24 protein-coding genes are annotated in these 15,842 nt (G+C 45.8%); 18 read left to right on the forward strand and 6 right to left on the reverse strand.

Features of this window, described 5'->3' with window-relative positions:
• The first annotated feature begins 1 nt into the window (after position 1).
• The 12 genes from rplR (at position 2) to BMX14_RS15695 (ending at position 6,436) form a co-directional block, all read left to right on the forward strand.
• The gene (rplR, locus tag BMX14_RS15640; protein ID WP_048912847.1) at positions 2-355 is read left to right on the forward strand and encodes a 50S ribosomal protein L18; all 354 of its coding nucleotides are present in this window, start codon (positions 2-4) and stop codon (positions 353-355) included.
• Between the two features lie 14 nt (positions 356-369).
• Complete coding sequence (gene rpsE, locus BMX14_RS15645) at positions 370-870, forward strand: 30S ribosomal protein S5 (RefSeq protein ID WP_048912846.1); 501 nt, start codon at positions 370-372, stop codon at positions 868-870.
• A 5-nt stretch (positions 871-875) separates the two neighbouring features.
• On the forward strand, positions 876-1,055 hold the full coding sequence (gene rpmD, locus BMX14_RS15650) for a 50S ribosomal protein L30 (RefSeq protein ID WP_004846568.1): 180 nt from the start codon (positions 876-878) through the stop codon (positions 1,053-1,055).
• Positions 1,056-1,058: 3 nt separating this feature from the next.
• Positions 1,059-1,493, forward strand: a complete 435-nt coding sequence (rplO, locus tag BMX14_RS15655; RefSeq protein WP_048912845.1) for a 50S ribosomal protein L15 — start codon at positions 1,059-1,061, stop codon at positions 1,491-1,493.
• 8 nt (positions 1,494-1,501) lie between these two features.
• The gene (gene secY, locus BMX14_RS15660; protein ID WP_048912844.1) at positions 1,502-2,833 is read left to right on the forward strand and encodes a preprotein translocase subunit SecY; all 1,332 of its coding nucleotides are present in this window, start codon (positions 1,502-1,504) and stop codon (positions 2,831-2,833) included.
• Positions 2,834-2,865: 32 nt separating this feature from the next.
• Positions 2,866-2,982 carry a 50S ribosomal protein L36 gene (gene rpmJ / locus BMX14_RS15665; protein WP_071433402.1) on the forward strand — a complete coding sequence of 39 codons (117 nt, stop codon included), beginning with the start codon at positions 2,866-2,868 and terminating at the stop codon, positions 2,980-2,982.
• A gap of 147 nt (positions 2,983-3,129) precedes the next feature.
• Positions 3,130-3,486: a 30S ribosomal protein S13 gene (rpsM, locus tag BMX14_RS15670; protein WP_038016625.1), complete on the forward strand. Its 357-nt coding sequence runs from the start codon at positions 3,130-3,132 to the stop codon at positions 3,484-3,486.
• Positions 3,487-3,502: 16 nt separating this feature from the next.
• Complete coding sequence (rpsK, locus tag BMX14_RS15675; protein WP_004160563.1) at positions 3,503-3,892, forward strand: 30S ribosomal protein S11; 390 nt, start codon at positions 3,503-3,505, stop codon at positions 3,890-3,892.
• A 33-nt stretch (positions 3,893-3,925) separates the two neighbouring features.
• Entirely contained in the window at positions 3,926-4,546 is a 621-nt protein-coding gene (rpsD, locus tag BMX14_RS15680) for a 30S ribosomal protein S4 (RefSeq protein WP_092678366.1), read from the forward strand.
• Between the two features lie 26 nt (positions 4,547-4,572).
• A complete protein-coding gene (locus tag BMX14_RS15685; RefSeq protein ID WP_092678368.1) occupies positions 4,573-5,562 on the forward strand; it encodes a DNA-directed RNA polymerase subunit alpha in 990 nt (329 codons plus the stop codon).
• Positions 5,563-5,602: 40 nt separating this feature from the next.
• Positions 5,603-5,986, forward strand: a complete 384-nt coding sequence (gene rplQ, locus BMX14_RS15690; protein WP_048912840.1) for a 50S ribosomal protein L17 — start codon at positions 5,603-5,605, stop codon at positions 5,984-5,986.
• 72 nt (positions 5,987-6,058) lie between these two features.
• A complete protein-coding gene (locus BMX14_RS15695) occupies positions 6,059-6,436 on the forward strand; it encodes a DnaJ family domain-containing protein (protein ID WP_092678370.1) in 378 nt (125 codons plus the stop codon).
• Positions 6,437-6,474: 38 nt separating this feature from the next.
• Here the strand turns inward: BMX14_RS15695 and mscL are convergent, their stop codons facing one another.
• The 5 genes from mscL to def all read right to left on the reverse strand — a co-directional run bounded on the left by mscL (position 6,475) and on the right by def (position 11,182).
• The gene (mscL, locus tag BMX14_RS15700) at positions 6,475-6,876 is read right to left on the reverse strand and encodes a large-conductance mechanosensitive channel protein MscL (RefSeq protein WP_071433407.1); all 402 of its coding nucleotides are present in this window, start codon (positions 6,874-6,876) and stop codon (positions 6,475-6,477) included.
• Between the two features lie 94 nt (positions 6,877-6,970).
• Complete coding sequence (trkA, locus tag BMX14_RS15705; protein WP_092678372.1) at positions 6,971-8,347, reverse strand: Trk system potassium transporter TrkA; 1,377 nt, start codon at positions 8,345-8,347, stop codon at positions 6,971-6,973.
• Between the two features lie 24 nt (positions 8,348-8,371).
• Positions 8,372-9,661 carry a 16S rRNA (cytosine(967)-C(5))-methyltransferase RsmB gene (rsmB, locus tag BMX14_RS15710; protein ID WP_092678374.1) on the reverse strand — a complete coding sequence of 430 codons (1,290 nt, stop codon included), beginning with the start codon at positions 9,659-9,661 and terminating at the stop codon, positions 8,372-8,374.
• Between the two features lie 36 nt (positions 9,662-9,697).
• Complete coding sequence (fmt, locus tag BMX14_RS15715) at positions 9,698-10,645, reverse strand: methionyl-tRNA formyltransferase (RefSeq protein ID WP_092678376.1); 948 nt, start codon at positions 10,643-10,645, stop codon at positions 9,698-9,700.
• A gap of 30 nt (positions 10,646-10,675) precedes the next feature.
• Positions 10,676-11,182, reverse strand: coding sequence for a peptide deformylase (gene def, locus BMX14_RS15720; RefSeq protein WP_092678378.1), 507 nt, complete (start codon positions 11,180-11,182; stop codon positions 10,676-10,678).
• Positions 11,183-11,283: 101 nt separating this feature from the next.
• Between def and dprA the strand changes: the two genes are divergently transcribed.
• From dprA to BMX14_RS15750, 6 genes are read left to right on the forward strand one after another with little or no spacing between them, the layout of a single operon-like run.
• Positions 11,284-12,420, forward strand: a complete 1,137-nt coding sequence (dprA, locus tag BMX14_RS15725) for a DNA-processing protein DprA (protein ID WP_092678380.1) — start codon at positions 11,284-11,286, stop codon at positions 12,418-12,420.
• Entirely contained in the window at positions 12,392-12,865 is a 474-nt protein-coding gene (locus tag BMX14_RS15730) for a DUF494 family protein (protein ID WP_048912833.1), read from the forward strand. The genes dprA and BMX14_RS15730 overlap by 29 nt, the downstream gene beginning before the upstream one ends.
• 23 nt (positions 12,866-12,888) lie before the next feature.
• On the forward strand, positions 12,889-13,440 hold the full coding sequence (locus BMX14_RS15735) for a DNA topoisomerase family protein (RefSeq protein WP_092678382.1): 552 nt from the start codon (positions 12,889-12,891) through the stop codon (positions 13,438-13,440).
• Between the two features lie 4 nt (positions 13,441-13,444).
• Entirely contained in the window at positions 13,445-14,017 is a 573-nt protein-coding gene (locus BMX14_RS15740) for an L-threonylcarbamoyladenylate synthase (RefSeq protein WP_092678384.1), read from the forward strand.
• A gap of 4 nt (positions 14,018-14,021) precedes the next feature.
• Entirely contained in the window at positions 14,022-14,843 is an 822-nt protein-coding gene (gene aroE, locus BMX14_RS15745; RefSeq protein ID WP_092678386.1) for a shikimate dehydrogenase, read from the forward strand.
• On the forward strand, positions 14,840-15,091 hold the full coding sequence (locus BMX14_RS15750; RefSeq protein ID WP_092678388.1) for a DUF1488 family protein: 252 nt from the start codon (positions 14,840-14,842) through the stop codon (positions 15,089-15,091). Before aroE ends, BMX14_RS15750 begins: the two co-directional genes overlap by 4 nt.
• Here the strand turns inward: BMX14_RS15750 and BMX14_RS15755 are convergent.
• Positions 15,073-15,612, reverse strand: coding sequence for a gamma carbonic anhydrase family protein (locus BMX14_RS15755; protein WP_092678390.1), 540 nt, complete (start codon positions 15,610-15,612; stop codon positions 15,073-15,075). The genes BMX14_RS15750 and BMX14_RS15755 overlap by 19 nt on opposite strands.
• Positions 15,613-15,842: the final 230 nt, after the last annotated feature.

Consider the following 15,842-nt stretch of genomic DNA (forward strand, 5'->3'; position numbering starts at 1 on the left):
TATGGATAAGAAATCTGCTCGTATCCGTCGTGCGACCCGTGCGCGTCGCAAGCTCAAAGAGCTGGGTGCTACACGCCTGGTGGTACATCGTACCCCGCGTCATATTTACGCACAGGTAATCGCTCCGAACGGTTCCGAAGTTCTGGTTGCTGCTTCTACTATAGAAAAAGCTATCGCTGAACAACTGAAGTACACTGGTAACAAGGACGCAGCAATCGCAGTAGGTAAAGCTATTGCAGAGCGCGCAATTGAAAAAGGCATCACAGGTGTTTCTTTCGATCGTTCTGGTTTCCAATATCATGGTCGTGTCCAGGCACTGGCAGATGCTGCCCGTGAAGCTGGCCTTCAGTTCTAAGGTAGAGGTCTAAGATGTCACACATCGAGAAACAAGCTGGCGAACTGCAGGAAAAACTGATCGCGGTAAACCGTGTTTCTAAAACTGTTAAAGGTGGTCGTATTTTCTCCTTCACAGCACTGACTGTGGTAGGCGATGGCAACGGTCGCGTTGGTTTTGGTTACGGTAAAGCGCGCGAAGTTCCAGCAGCAATCCAGAAAGCGATGGAAAAAGCCCGTCGCAACATGGTTAATGTCGCGCTGACTAACGGTACCCTGCAACACCCTGTTAAAGGTGTTCATACTGGTTCCCGTGTGTTCATGCAGCCGGCTTCTGAAGGTACAGGTATCATTGCCGGTGGTGCAATGCGTGCAGTACTAGAAGTTGCTGGAGTTCATAACGTTCTTTCTAAAGCATATGGTTCTACTAACCCAATTAACGTGGTTCGTGCAACTATTGATGGTCTGAGCAATATGAAATCTCCAGATATGGTCGCTGCCAAGCGTGGTAAATCCGTTGAAGAAATTCTGGGGTAATTATCATGGCTAAGACTATTAAAATTACTCAAACCCGCAGTGCAATCGGTCGTCTGCCAAAACATAAGGCAACACTTCTGGGCTTAGGGTTACGTCGTATTGGTCATACTGTTGAACGTGAGGATACTCCTGCGGTTCGCGGTATGGTTAACGCGGTTTCCTACATGGTTAAAGTGGAGGAGTAACAGATGCGTTTAAATACTCTGTCTCCGGCCGAAGGGTCTAAGCACGCCGCTAAGCGTTTAGGTCGTGGTATTGGTTCTGGCGTCGGTAAAACCGGTGGCCGTGGTCACAAAGGTCAGAAGTCTCGTTCTGGCGGTGGCGTACGTCGCGGTTTTGAAGGTGGTCAGATGCCTTTATACCGTCGTCTACCAAAATTTGGTTTCACCTCTCGCAAATCTATGGTTACTACAGAGATTCGTCTGTCTGACCTTGCGAAAGTTGAAGGCGGTATTGTTGACCTGAACACACTGAAAGCAGCTAACATTATTGGTGTACAGATTGAATTTGCGAAAGTAATTCTTTCTGGCGAAGTTACCGCACCAGTAACTATTCGTGGTCTGCGCGTCACCAAAGGTGCTCGTGCTGCTATCGAAGCTGCTGGCGGTAAAATCGAGGAATAATTGAACTGATGGCTAAACAACCGGGATTAGATTTTCAAAGTGCCAAGGGCGGGCTAGGTGAACTAAAGCGCAGACTGATGTTTGTAATTGGTGCCCTAATTGTCTTCCGAATTGGTTCTTTCATTCCAATTCCTGGTATTGATGCCACAGTTCTTGCTAAATTGCTCGAGCAACAGCGTGGCACCATCATTGACATGTTTAACATGTTCTCTGGTGGTGCTCTGAGCCGTGCTTCTATATTTGCTCTGGGAATAATGCCGTACATTTCGGCGTCCATTATTATCCAGCTGTTAACTGTGGTTCATCCCGCGTTAGCAGAGATAAAGAAAGAAGGGGAGTCTGGTCGTCGTAAGATCAGCCAGTACACCCGCTACGGTACTCTCGTATTGGCAGTGTTTCAGGCGATTGGTATTGCTACCGGATTGCCTAACATGCCAGGTATGCAAGGGTTGGTAATCAATCCTGGTATCGCCTTCTACGTCACCGCTGTTGTAAGCCTTGTCACAGGGACAATGTTCTTAATGTGGCTAGGTGAACAGATTACTGAACGAGGTATCGGAAACGGTATCTCGATCATTATCTTTGCTGGTATTGTTGCGGGTCTTCCGCAGGCCGTTGGCCATACCATCGAGCAAGCACGGCAAGGCGGCCTACACTTCCTCTTATTGTTGTTGGTTGCAGTTTTAGTATTTGCAGTGACTTACTTTGTTATTTTCGTTGAACGTGGACAACGCCGTATCGTCGTTAACTACGCTAAACGTCAACAAGGTCGTCGTGTATATGCTGCGCAAAGTACACATTTACCCTTAAAAGTGAATATGGCGGGAGTTATCCCAGCTATCTTCGCATCAAGTATTATTCTGTTCCCAGCGACTTTAACCTCCTGGTTCGGCGGAAGTACTGGGTGGTCATGGTTAAGTGCTATTTCGGATAATTTAGCACCAGGTCAGCCACTTTATGTGTTACTATACGCAACTGCTATCATCTTCTTCTGCTTTTTCTATACGGCGTTGGTCTTCAACCCTCGTGAAACTGCAGATAATTTGAAGAAGTCCGGCGCATTTGTACCGGGTATTCGTCCGGGAGAGCAAACGGCGAGGTACATCGATAAAGTGATGACACGCCTTACTCTTATTGGCGCCCTGTATATTACCTTTATCTGCCTGATCCCGGAGTTCATGCGTGATGCGATGAATGTTCCATTCAGCTTTGGTGGTACATCACTGCTGATTGTCGTCGTTGTTATTATGGACTTTATGGCTCAAGTGCAAACTCTGATGATGTCTAGTCAATACGAGTCTGCATTGAAAAAAGCAAACCTAAAAGGCCAAGGCCGTTAATTTAGGCGCTTGAGAAGTTACGGAGAGTAAAAATGAAAGTTCGTGCTTCCGTCAAGAAAATGTGTCGTAACTGTAAAATTGTTCGTCGCGACGGTGTCGTACGTGTGATTTGCAGCGTAGAACCTAAGCATAAACAGCGTCAAGGCTGATTTATTGCAGATTTTTCTTGCAAAGTCGGGTTGAGCTGGCTAGATTAGCCAGCCAATCTTTTTTATGTAAGTGTATTCTTCATTTGAGTATCCTGAAAACGGGCTTTTCAGCATGAGAGTACAGTTAATTAGTAATAGGAGTGCATAGTGGCCCGTATAGCAGGCATTAACATTCCTGATCATAAACACACCGTCATTGCATTAACTGCAATCTTCGGTATCGGTAAAACTCGTTCTAAAGCCATTTGTGCTTCTACGGGAATTGCTGAAGATGTTAAGATCAGTGAGCTGTCTGAAGAACAGATTGAGCAGCTGCGTGAAGCAGTTGGCAAATTCGTTGTTGAAGGTGATCTGCGTCGTGAAGTTACCCTGAGCATCAAGCGTCTTATGGACCTTGGTTGCTACCGTGGTTTGCGTCATCGTCGTGGTCTTCCGGTTCGCGGTCAGCGCACCAAGACCAATGCACGTACCCGTAAGGGTCCGCGCAAACCGATCAAGAAATAATCGGGGTGAGTAAATAATGGCAAAGGCACCAGTTCGTGCACGTAAGCGTGTAAGAAAACAAGTCTCAGACGGCGTGGCTCATGTCCATGCGTCTTTTAACAACACCATCGTTACTATTACTGATCGTCAGGGTAACGCACTGGGTTGGGCAACAGCCGGTGGTTCCGGTTTCCGTGGTTCACGTAAATCTACGCCGTTCGCTGCTCAGGTCGCTGCAGAGCGCTGTGCAGAAGCTGTAAAAGATTACGGTATTAAAAACCTGGAAGTTATGGTAAAGGGTCCGGGTCCAGGACGCGAATCAACGATTCGTGCGCTGAACGCCGCAGGTTTCCGCATCACTAATATTACTGATGTGACTCCGATCCCTCACAACGGTTGTCGTCCGCCGAAGAAACGTCGCGTATAACGCGCCTGTTTCTAGGTTAGTTGGAGAAAGAAAATGGCAAGATATTTGGGTCCTAAGCTCAAGCTGAGCCGTCGTGAGGGCACCGACTTATTCCTTAAGTCTGGCGTTCGCGCGATTGATTCCAAGTGTAAGATTGAACAAGCCCCTGGTCAACACGGTGCGCGTAAACCGCGTCTGTCTGACTACGGCGGTCAGTTACGTGAAAAACAAAAAGTTCGTCGTATGTACGGTGTTCTTGAGCGTCAATTCCGTAACTATTATCAAGAAGCAGCTCGTCTGAAAGGCAACACCGGTGAAAACCTGTTAGCGTTGCTTGAAGGTCGTCTGGATAACGTTGTTTACCGTATGGGCTTTGGAGCTACTCGTGCTGAATCGCGCCAGTTAGTGGGCCACAAGTCAATCTTGGTAAACGGTCACGTTGTTAACATCGCTTCTTATCAGGTATCTCCGAATGATGTTGTAAGCATCCGTGAGAAAGCCAAAAAGCAAGCTCGCGTTAAGGCCGCTCTTGAGCTGTCAGAACAACGTGAAAAGCCAACCTGGCTAGAAGTTGATGCAGCTAAGATGGAAGGTGTGTTTAAGCGTAAGCCTGAGCGTACTGATCTGTCTGCGGACATTAACGAGCACCTGATCGTCGAGCTTTACTCCAAGTAAAGCTTGAGTACCAAAGAGAGGACACAATGCAGGGTTCTGTGACAGAGTTTCTAAAACCGCGCCTGGTAGATATCGAGCAAGTAAGTTCGACGCACGCCAAGGTGACCCTTGAACCATTAGAGCGTGGCTTTGGCCATACTCTAGGTAACGCACTGCGCCGTATTCTGCTTTCATCCATGCCGGGTTGCGCGGTGACCGAGGTTGAAATTGATGGTGTACTTCATGAGTACAGCACCAAAGAAGGGATCCAAGAAGATATTCTAGAAATCCTGCTCAACCTGAAAGGGCTTGCGGTAAGAGTTCAAGGTAAAGATGAAGTTATTCTAACTTTGAATAAATCTGGCATTGGCCCTGTGACTGCAGCCGACATCATCCATGATGGTGATGTCGAAATCGTCAAGCCACAGCATGTGATTTGCCACCTCACTGACGAGAGCGCATCTGTAAATATGCGTATCAAAGTTCAGCGTGGTCGTGGTTATGTGCCGGCTTCTGCCCGAATTCATTCGGAAGAAGATGAGCGCCCAATTGGACGTTTGTTAGTAGATGCTTGCTACAGCCCTGTAGACCGTATTGCCTACAATGTTGAAGCAGCTCGCGTAGAGCAACGTACAGATTTGGACAAGCTAGTCATCGAAATGGAAACTAACGGCACAATCGATCCTGAAGAGGCGATTCGTCGTGCAGCGACCATTCTGGCTGAACAACTTGATGCTTTCGTTGATTTACGTGATGTACGTCAACCAGAAGTTAAAGAAGAGAAGCCGGAGTTCGATCCGATCTTGCTGCGCCCTGTTGACGATTTGGAATTGACTGTCCGCTCTGCTAACTGCTTGAAAGCAGAAGCTATCCACTACATCGGTGATCTGGTACAACGTACTGAGGTTGAGCTTCTTAAGACGCCTAACCTTGGTAAAAAATCTCTTACTGAGATTAAAGACGTGCTGGCTTCACGTGGACTTTCTCTGGGCATGCGTCTAGAAAATTGGCCACCTGCAAGCATTGCAGATGAGTAACCGGATCACAGGTTAAGGTTTCACTGAGAAGGATAAGGTCATGCGCCATCGTAAGAGTGGTCGTCAACTGAACCGTAACAGCAGCCATCGCCAGGCTATGTTCCGTAACATGGCTGGTTCATTAGTCCGTCACGAAATTATCAAGACGACTTTACCAAAGGCTAAAGAACTGCGTCGCGTTGTTGAGCCGCTGATTACACTTGCTAAGACTGACAATGTTGCAAACCGTCGTCTAGCATTCGCCCGTACTCGCGATAACGAGATCGTGGCAAAATTATTTAATGAGTTAGGCCCGCGTTTCGCGAGCCGCACTGGTGGTTACACTCGTATTCTTAAGTGTGGCTTCCGTGCTGGAGACAACGCCCCGATGGCTTACATCGAGCTCGTTGATCGTCCTGAAGCTCAAGCTGAAGCTGCAGAGTAATCTGTTAGTTGATGCAATTAAAAAACCCGCTTCGGCGGGTTTTTTATTTTCTCCAATTCACGGGTAATCCTTATGTTTTGTTTTGATTCGCTTGTAGAACGTCAAATTCAAGAAGCACAGCATCAAGGTAAGTTTGATGACCTGGCTGGTGTGGGTAAACCTTTGGTACTCGATGATGATAGCCAAGTACCAGAAAACTTAAGAATGTCTTATCGAATATTAAAAATGAGTGGCTTTCTCCCTGAAGTGCTGCAGCTCCGACAAGAGGCTTTGACTCTACAGTGCCTTCTTGATAAAGCGACTGATGCTGATGAGCGCTCAACCTACCATGCTCATTTAGAATTTATTAAAATGAAAATATCTCAGAGAGGGTTATCGACCCGGTTTCTCGACGATGTTGCCTATGGAGAGGAAGTGAGAGGAAAGTTGTTAGGTAATGATGATTTATAAAAGAGCCATAACGCTGTGTTATGGCTTTTTTAAAAGACTTATTGTTTCGTTTTTAACAGGTCACGAATCTCTGTTAGTAGTACTTCTTCTGCGCTAGGTTTAGCGACTGGCTTCTCAACTTCTTTCTTCTTATAAAGCTTGTTCATCACCTTGATCGCTAAGAAAATAGCGAATGCAATGATGATAAAATCGAAAATTGACTGGATGAAGATACCATACTGTAAAAGTACCGCTGGTGTATCACCGACGGCAGGTTTCAACGTAACGGCCATATTTTTGAAATCGATACCACCGATTAGTAGCCCTAATGGCGGCATAATGATATTCGCGACGAGAGAAGAAACAATCTTCCCGAACGCAGCGCCAATTACTACACCAACAGCTAAATCGACAACATTTCCACGCATAGCAAAATCACGAAACTCTTTAAATAAACTCATGCAGGCTATTACCTTATAAGATGAATGAAAAGGTACTGTACTAAAATAAAATTTATATTACTACGTATGTCCGCTAATCATTTTCATCATTAAGTTACAAGAAGAATGGACTCGGTTGGAAAAGTTTTTCTACATCACTCACATATTTCTTGTCTGTTAGGAACATGATTACGTGATCAGCTTGTTCAATCCTCGTTGAGTCATTGGCGATAATGACGTCATCACCTCTTACAATTGCTCCGATGATCGTGCCTGGAGGTAATTTTATTTCCTGAATCGTTCTTCCAACCACACGAGATGTGCTTTCCTCTCCATGCGCAATCGCTTCAATGGCTTCAGCAATCCCTCTACGTAGTGAATGTACACTCACAATATCTGCTTTTCTTACATGCCCGAGTAAAGCTGAAATGGTCGCCTGTTGAGGAGATATAGCGATATCGATAACACTACCTTGTACTAAATCGACATAGGCACGTCTTTGTATTAAGACCATCGCTTTTTTCGCTCCCATCTTCTTCGCTAACATCGCGGACATAATATTAGCTTCATCGTCATTGGTCACAGCAATAAAGAGATCAACTTGATCGATATTCTCTTCAGCCAGTAGCTCTTGATCCGATGCATCACCATAAAATACGGTGGTATTATTAAGCTGTTGTGCCAGCTCAGCCGCGCGTTGTTTATTGCGTTCGATTAGCTTAATACTGTATTGCTTCTCAAGTTTCTTCGCTAAACCGAAGCCAATATTCCCCCCTCCAACCAGCATTATTCTCTTATATGGCTTTTCGAGGCGCTGCATTTCACTCATTACGGCACGAATATGCTGATTGGCGGCAATGAAGAACACTTCATCGCCTGCTTCTATGATTGTGGTACCTTGAGGCCGAATTGGTCGATCTTGTCTAAAGATTGCTGAGACCCGGCTCTCTATATGAGGCATATGTTCACGCATGGTGGAAAGTGGATTTCCAACGAGTGGGCCGCCATAATACGCTTTGACGACAGCTAGGCTGACTTTATCATCAGCAAAGTTAACGACTTGCAATGCACCGGGATATTCGATCAGTCTGAAAATATTATCGATGACTAATTGTTCCGGAGCGATCAAATGGTCAATTGGGATCGCTTCTGGAATAAATAGCTTATCCATATCGTGCAAATATTCAGATGCTCGGATCCGGGCAATACGATTAGGGGTATTAAAAAGCGTATAGGCAATCTGACAAGCAATCATATTGGTTTCATCAGAACTTGTGACAGCCACTAACATATCAGCATCTTCGGCCCCGGCCTCTTCTAAGGTACGTGGATGTGATCCTGAACCCGTTACTACCCGAAGATCGAACTTATCTTGTAAACCGCGTAAACGCGTTGGGTCAGTGTCCACGACGGTCACATCATTATTCTCGCCCACTAAATTCTCTGCAAGCGTCCCGCCAACTTGGCCAGCACCCAGGATAATAATTTTCATCGTCGTGACACTCTTATCGTTAAATTAATGTTTGATGAGTTTTGCGTAGAAGAAACCGTCGCCACCTAGTTCAGAAGGCAGTACTTGTAAACCCTGCTCGGTACCGCCTGGAAGGATTACGTGTCTTGCGTCAGAATGTGAGGCAACGAAGTCTGCGACTTGACGGCTATTCTCTTCGGGAAGAATTGAACAGGTTGCGTACAGTAATGTACCGCCTGATTTAAGGCGTCTCCAAGCGGCTTCGAGTATCTCTTTTTGCAGTATCGCTAACTCAGAAATATCGCTGTCTCTTCTGAGCCACTTAATATCGGGATGGCGGCGTATTACACCCGTTGCAGAGCAAGGTGCATCTAGAAGAATACGATCAAAGTGCTGATCTTCAAGCCATTGGTCAGGGTAGCGACCATCACCACAAATTAACCTCGCGGTTAACTTTAGGCGTTCAAGATTTTCGGCCACTCTTGATAACCGCTGTTCATCGATATCAACGGCGGTTACCTCTGCGTTGTTGGCTAACTCAAGAATATGCGTGGTCTTACCACCCGGCGCAGCGCAGATATCGAGAATTTTTTCACCAGGCTGTGGATCTAAATAGAGAGAACAGCGTTGGGCTGATAAATCTTGTACGGTTACCCAACCCGCCTGAAACCCGGGGAGTAAAGTTACGCCAACCGGCTTTTCGAGACATAAGGCTTGTGGAGAGAGTGGGGTAGTGGTAGCAGAGATACCCGCTTCTTGCAGTAAGTTAAGCCAGTCATCTCTGGTATGATGAAGCGTGTTGACCCTTAACCACATCGGCGGACGGCTATTATTTGCGTCTAAAATGGACGCCCATCCATCAGGCCAAGCTGCTTTTATTCTATTAATAAACCATGAAGGATGAAGATATTTTACTGAATCTACGACGTGTTCAAAGGTAAATTCTGACTGACGCCTTTGATAAGTCCTTAGGACACCATTGATAAGGCCTTTCAAACTGTGACGTTTTAGTGACACGGCAGCTTGAACTGTCTCTGCAAGGGCTGCATGAGGGGGGACACGAGTATGCCTGAGTTGGTAGATGCCTACCATCAGTAAATAGTGAATAACCCTTTGCTTCCCTTTCATGGGTTTATCCATTAATTGCAGGATAATGTGATCGAGTTGTGGCAGAAAGCGTATCACCCCAAAACTTAGTTCTTGAAGCAGGGCTCGGTCTTTATCGGCTAATTGTCGTTGTGCTTGTGGGAGAACTGTTGATAAAGATTGCCCTTTATCAATAACCTGCTCAACCAGTTGTGCGGCAATACCGCGCAGGTTAACTGTATTTTTCATTCATTACTCATATGGTGATTGAAAAGCCGAGGCTTTCTAATTGAGAACCGTTCCAGGCGTAAACCACTCTTGTCGAGAATTAAGCAGATCCTGCGCTGACATAGGTTTTTTGCCTGCGGGTTGCATTATTTCGAGATTGAGAATGCCTTCACTGGTCGCCACTTGGATACCTGATTTTTCCGCAGAAATAATAGTTCCAGGTACACTTTTCTCATCAGAAGGGATCACCGAAGCACGCCAAACTTTGATATTCTGCTCACTCACCACAAAATAGCTAAATGGCCATGGATTGAATGCCCTAATACACCGCTCTAAGGTTGTTGCCGGTAGGTTCCAATCCACACGAGCTTCCTCTTTACTCAATTTGTGAGCATAAGTGGCAAGGCTATCGTCCTGTTTTTCAGGTACCAGTGTATTGTGTGAAAGCTGATGCAAACTATCCAAAAGGGCGTTAGGACCTAATTCAGCAAGTTTGTCGTAAAGCGATGCGCTGGTATCTTCCGGTAGGATAGGACAAGAAACTTTCAGCAGCATATCGCCAGTATCTAACCCGACATCCATCTGCATAATAGTGACGCCAGTCACTTGGTCACCGGCCCATAACGCGCGCTGGATAGGCGCTGCGCCTCGCCATGCGGGGAGCAACGAGCCGTGGACATTTAAACAGCCTAATCTAGGCATCTCTAATACCTTAGCCGGTAAAATAAGTCCGTAAGCCACCACAACCATTACGTCCGCATTGAGCTCAGCCACTAACTGCTGTTGTTCAGCGTTACGTAATGCTTCCGGCTGAAATACTGGGAGTCCATGGGCTTCGGCAAGTACTTTAACGGGAGACGGCATCAATTTTTTTCCGCGCCCTGCAGGGCGGTCGGGCTGGGTGAAGACTCCAACAACTTGGTAAGGTGAATTGAGCAAAACGTCCAGATGTTTTGCAGCAAAATCCGGCGTTCCGGCAAAAATAATTTTCAAGGAGTCTGACACTGTACCGTTCTCTGCGTAAAAAGTAATGGATTAGCCGCGGTTTTGGCGAGCGAGTTTCTCAAGCTTCTGACGAATACGTTGACGCTTAAGGGGGGAGAGATAATCGATAAAGAGTTTACCCTCTAGATGGTCTATTTCATGCTGAATACAGATAGCAAGTAAACCGTCAGCATCAAGCTCAAATTGCTCACCTTCACGATTGAGTGCCCGTATAGTCACTTTCTCTGCCCGCGGAACCAACGCACGCTGTTCAGGGATAGACAGACAACCTTCCTCAATACCCGTTTCTCCACATTTATTGAGGATCTCTGGGTTGATCAAGACTAGCCGCTCATTACGCTCTTCGGAGACATCAATCACGATAATGCGCTGATGAATATCAACCTGTGTGGCCGCAAGACCAATACCTTCTTCGGCATACATCGTCTCGAACATATCGTCGACAATCTGTTTGATATCGCTAGTCATTTGAGCAACAGGCTTAGCTACTTTGCGAAGCCGCTCGTCAGGATAATGTAGTACTTGTAACACTGACATAAATTTCCAAATTTCTATTCAAAAAGGGTTAATTATTCACTCTTATTGTAGCCCTTTCACTGCATGATTGACAGCCTTGATGAGCCAACGGAGTGGTCAAAATGCAAACGAAATTCGAGGAAATTGAAACCTGGCTACGATGCGTAGCGATTAAGAATATTAAGTATCCTGATCGTCTTTACCTACTCGATGCTCTGCAACAATATTCCCAGATAAGCAGAGATACGCTTCGGCAACTGCGGCTTACTGAACGACAAATCAGTCAATATAACGGATTTTCGGCAAGAGAAATTACGCGTGCCCAACGATGGATCACTGATAAGGATCAGCATTTTATCCATTACTACCATCCTTATTATCCTGAATCCCTCAAACAGTGTGCATCGCCCCCTTTATACCTTTTTGCTAGTGGAAATGTAGAGCTGTTGGGTAAGGTACAATTAGCAATAGTGGGAAGTCGTAACTGTTCATACTATGGGAGGTATTGGGCCGCAAAGCTTTCAAGCGACATTGCTTGCCACAATGTCGTTATCACCAGCGGACTCGCGGTAGGGATTGATGCGATTGCTCACCGTGCAGCGTCGTCGAGCTCAGGGGAGACGATTGCGGTATTGGGAAGCGGGTTAGGGCATATCTACCCACCTGAAAATATTTCTCTTTATAAAGAAATTATCGATAAAGGGGGCTTGGTAGTGAGTGAATTTCCGTTAGGTGTCCCACCGATAGGTGTTAATTTCCCTAGAAGAAACCGAATCATTAGTGGTCTGAGTGCCGGAACCCTAGTTGTTGAAGCCTCGCTGCGTAGTGGGTCGTTGATAACTGCCCGGTATGCTTTAGAGCAAAACAGGAATGTTTACGCACTCCCTGGTTCGTTGCATAGCCCCTCTTCAGCTGGGTGCCATTGGTTAATTCAACAAGGAGGATTACTGGTTAGAGAGGCTGGCGATATCATTGAAGATTTACACTCAGCTCATCCATCTGTGCTATATCCGCCGCTCAAATCAATAAATTTTGAGCAGAGTGATAAAGTACCATTGCCATTTGCTTCTCTCTTGGCTAACGTAGGAGATGAGGTAACATCTGTTGACGTTGTCGCTGAACGTGCCGGCCAACCTGTGCCAGAAACAGTTGTCGCATTACTGGAGCTGGAGTTAGCAGGATGGATCGCAGCTGTACCCGGCGGCTATGTCCGATTAAGGAGGGCAAGCCATGTTCGACGTTCTAATGTACTTGTTTGAGACATATATCCACAGTGAAATTGAAATGCAGGTGGATCAGGATAAGTTGACCAATGACTTAACTGATGCAGGTTTTCATCAAGAAGATATATACAATGCTCTGAGTTGGTTAGAAAAGCTTGCAGATTATCAAGATGGATTAGTCGAACCATTATTAATGCTTAACGACCCACTCTCTGTTCGTATTTATACAGAACAGGAAAGCATGAAATTAGATGCAGAATGTCGGGGCTTCATTTTACTGCTTGAACAGATGCAAGTCCTCAACATTGAAACACGCGAAATGGTTATCGAGCGTGTGACTGCTCTCGACACCCAATCATTCGAATTGGATGATCTAAAATGGGTGATATTGATGGTTCTTTTCAATATTCCTGGGTGCGAGAACGCCTACCAACAGATGGAAGATCTACTATTCGACGTAACGGATAGAGTGATCCACTGAGAATCGCTGTTAATTGTGAATCCATGTCTAAAGTCGAATTATTTTCTGCAGCGCAACAAGAGCTCTGCCCCCAGTGTGGTGCAGAGCTCGTCATACGCTCGGGCCAACATGGCCCATTTCTAGGTTGTTCAACGTTTCCCCAATGTGATTACCTTCGTTCGTTAACTCCCTCTGCTGATGGGCATATCATCAAAGTGCTCGAAGGTCACCCTTGCCCGGCGTGTGGTGCCGATAAGGCGTTAAGGCAGGGACGTTATGGAATGTTTATTGGATGTACTGACTATCCACATTGTGATTATTCTGAGGCAATCACGCATGCGGATTCGACAGAGGTGCCGTGCCCCGAATGTCAGCATGGAACCCTAGTAAAAAGACAGTCGCGCTTCGGTAAGACGTTTTATGCCTGTTCAGAATATCCCAAATGTCGCTATGCATTGAACAATCCCCCTGTTAATGGAGTATGCGCCCACTGTGGTTTTAAGCTGCTCTATAATAAGAAGAGTGCAAAAGGGTTAAAAACCTTTTGTGCCAATAAAAACTGTGAAATAGAAGTTAGTTCTATTTCTGAAGAGTAAACGAATGTCTAACATCACTTATCAAGAATCATTAACCCACTGTATCAATGCACTGAAAGATGGAAGAGTCATTGCTTATCCTACCGAGGCTGTATTTGGTCTTGGTTGTGATCCTGATAACCAACAAGCCGTTGAGAAATTATTACAGCTTAAACAGCGACCGGTGGAGAAGGGGCTTATTCTCATTGCGGCTTCTTATGAGCAATTACGTCCTTATATAGCCGTTAACGAAATAAGTGAGTTACAAGAGAAAAGAATGTTAGGCCATTGGCCCGGTCCGGTTACTTTCGTTGTTCCAGCGTCTCCTAGTGCTCCTAAATGGATAACTGGGAAATTTGAGAGCATTGCGGTGCGAGTCACCGATCATCCCGTTGCTCGACAACTTTGCGAATCTGTCGGTAAACCATTGGTTTCAACCAGCGCCAATGTATCCGGTCAGCCTCCAGCCAGAGTCTGGAGTGAGGTTATCGATCAGTTCGGAGAGAATTTCGACGTGGTTGAAGCTGCAACAGGGGGGCGAGAGAATCCTTCTGAGATAAGAAATGCTTTAACTGGCGAACGTATTCGTGAGGGGTAATGGAATGCACAAATATGAATATATCGTGATAGGGAATCCTATCTCTCACAGTAAGTCACCCTTTATTCATCAGCTGTTTGCGAAACAAACCGCTATTCCTCACCGTTACGGGAGCTTATTGGTGGAATTGGGGGCGTTCGAAAAGTCGGTAAAGCAATTTTTTGAACAGGGAGGCAAGGGTGCTAATGTCACCTTACCCTTTAAGCAAGAAGCTTTTACGCTTGCCGATCACCTAACAGAGCGTGCGCAATGTGCCGGTGCAGTAAACACCTTAAAACTTCTCGAGAATGGCGAGATCCTGGGTGATAACACTGATGGTATTGGTCTTGTCTCCGATATCCATCGACACTTCAATTTAAAAGAGCACGCTAAGGTGCTTATTTTAGGGGCTGGTGGCGCGTCAAGAGGGGCAATTCAGCCTCTTTTGCACGCTGGCTATCAGCTTTCGATAAGTAATAGAACGCAATCTAAAGCGGAAGCGATGATTGATGAATTTAAAAAGATAGGTTTGCTCTCTCTACATAATGAAAGCGATAACCATCATGATTACGATCTCATCATAAATGCGACCTCTAGCGGAGTGAGCGGAAAACTCCCGGCATTGAGTGAAAATTGCTTAACACCTACCACGTGTTGTTACGATATGTTCTACCAAGTTGGCAATACGCCTTTTATTGATTGGGCAATAAGTCACAACGTTAAAGGCACGGCAGACGGCCTCGGTATGTTAGTGGGGCAAGCTGCACATGCCTTCACGCTATGGCACGACACTATGCCTGATATCAATCCTGTTATTGTGCAGCTACGAAATGAGATGTCTGCATGAATCAAGCAATACAATTTATAGAAGATGAGTATTTCGATTCTGAAAGGCAGGCAGTTTTTTTCTCGGCATTAGACAACGGTCGTAAATTGACCTGTGCTATCAGTATTGCCGAGTTAAGCGGCCATTTTGGCGAAGGGGAGCCACTCGCCCTTTTCGACCAAAACCGCTGGGATATTGAAGAAATGGCCGAGAAGGCCATCACCTCTGAGCTCGACGATAGCGATGGCGATTACTGGCTATCTAAATAATCTTGCTTCCAGTTTTTATAATTTTCTGCTGATTTTTTTAGACCTATTATTTCGTCACCTGTTAATGGGCGTATTTGTCTTACTGGATTACCCATGTAGAGATAGCCACTGACCAGTTTTTTGTTTGACGGAACAAGAGTGCCGGCACCAATTAATACGTCATCTTCAATTTCGGCAGCATCAAGAATGATGCTGCCCATCCCAACTAAGACTCTATTCCCGATCCGGCAACCATGTAGCATAACTTTATGGCCGATAGTGACGTCATCACCGATGGTTAAGGGGTGGCCGTGTGGATTCCTCTCTGAGCGATGGGTCACGTGTAGTACAGCACCATCTTGTACATTACTTCTTGTACCGATAGTGATCTGATTAACGTCGCCTCGAATTACGACGAGTGGCCATATGCTTGAATGATCCTTAAGGATCACATCGCCGATAACGACAGCAGAGGGATCAATGAATACTTCTTTCCCAACGGCTGGGGAAGAGGCCTTAAAGCTTCGTAATGGGTTCTGCATAACATTTCAACCTTTTGAATATGAAATCTCGGTAAGGATCGCCTATTTCTGAGGCAAAATGCAGCCTTTTTAGTCGGAATGATTTAATAATCACCACTCAGCAAAAAAGTTTAAATAATCCCTTGCGCTCTGAACGGAACTCCCTATAATGCGCATCCACTGACACGGCAAAGCGAGTTACGCAGCGCGGTGACAGGGACTGAAGCGATTCGGTCCAGGAGAAAAAATCA

Source organism: Rosenbergiella nectarea (assembly GCF_900111105.1).
In the GTDB taxonomy this organism is placed as follows: Bacteria; Pseudomonadota; Gammaproteobacteria; order Enterobacterales; family Enterobacteriaceae; genus Rosenbergiella; species Rosenbergiella nectarea.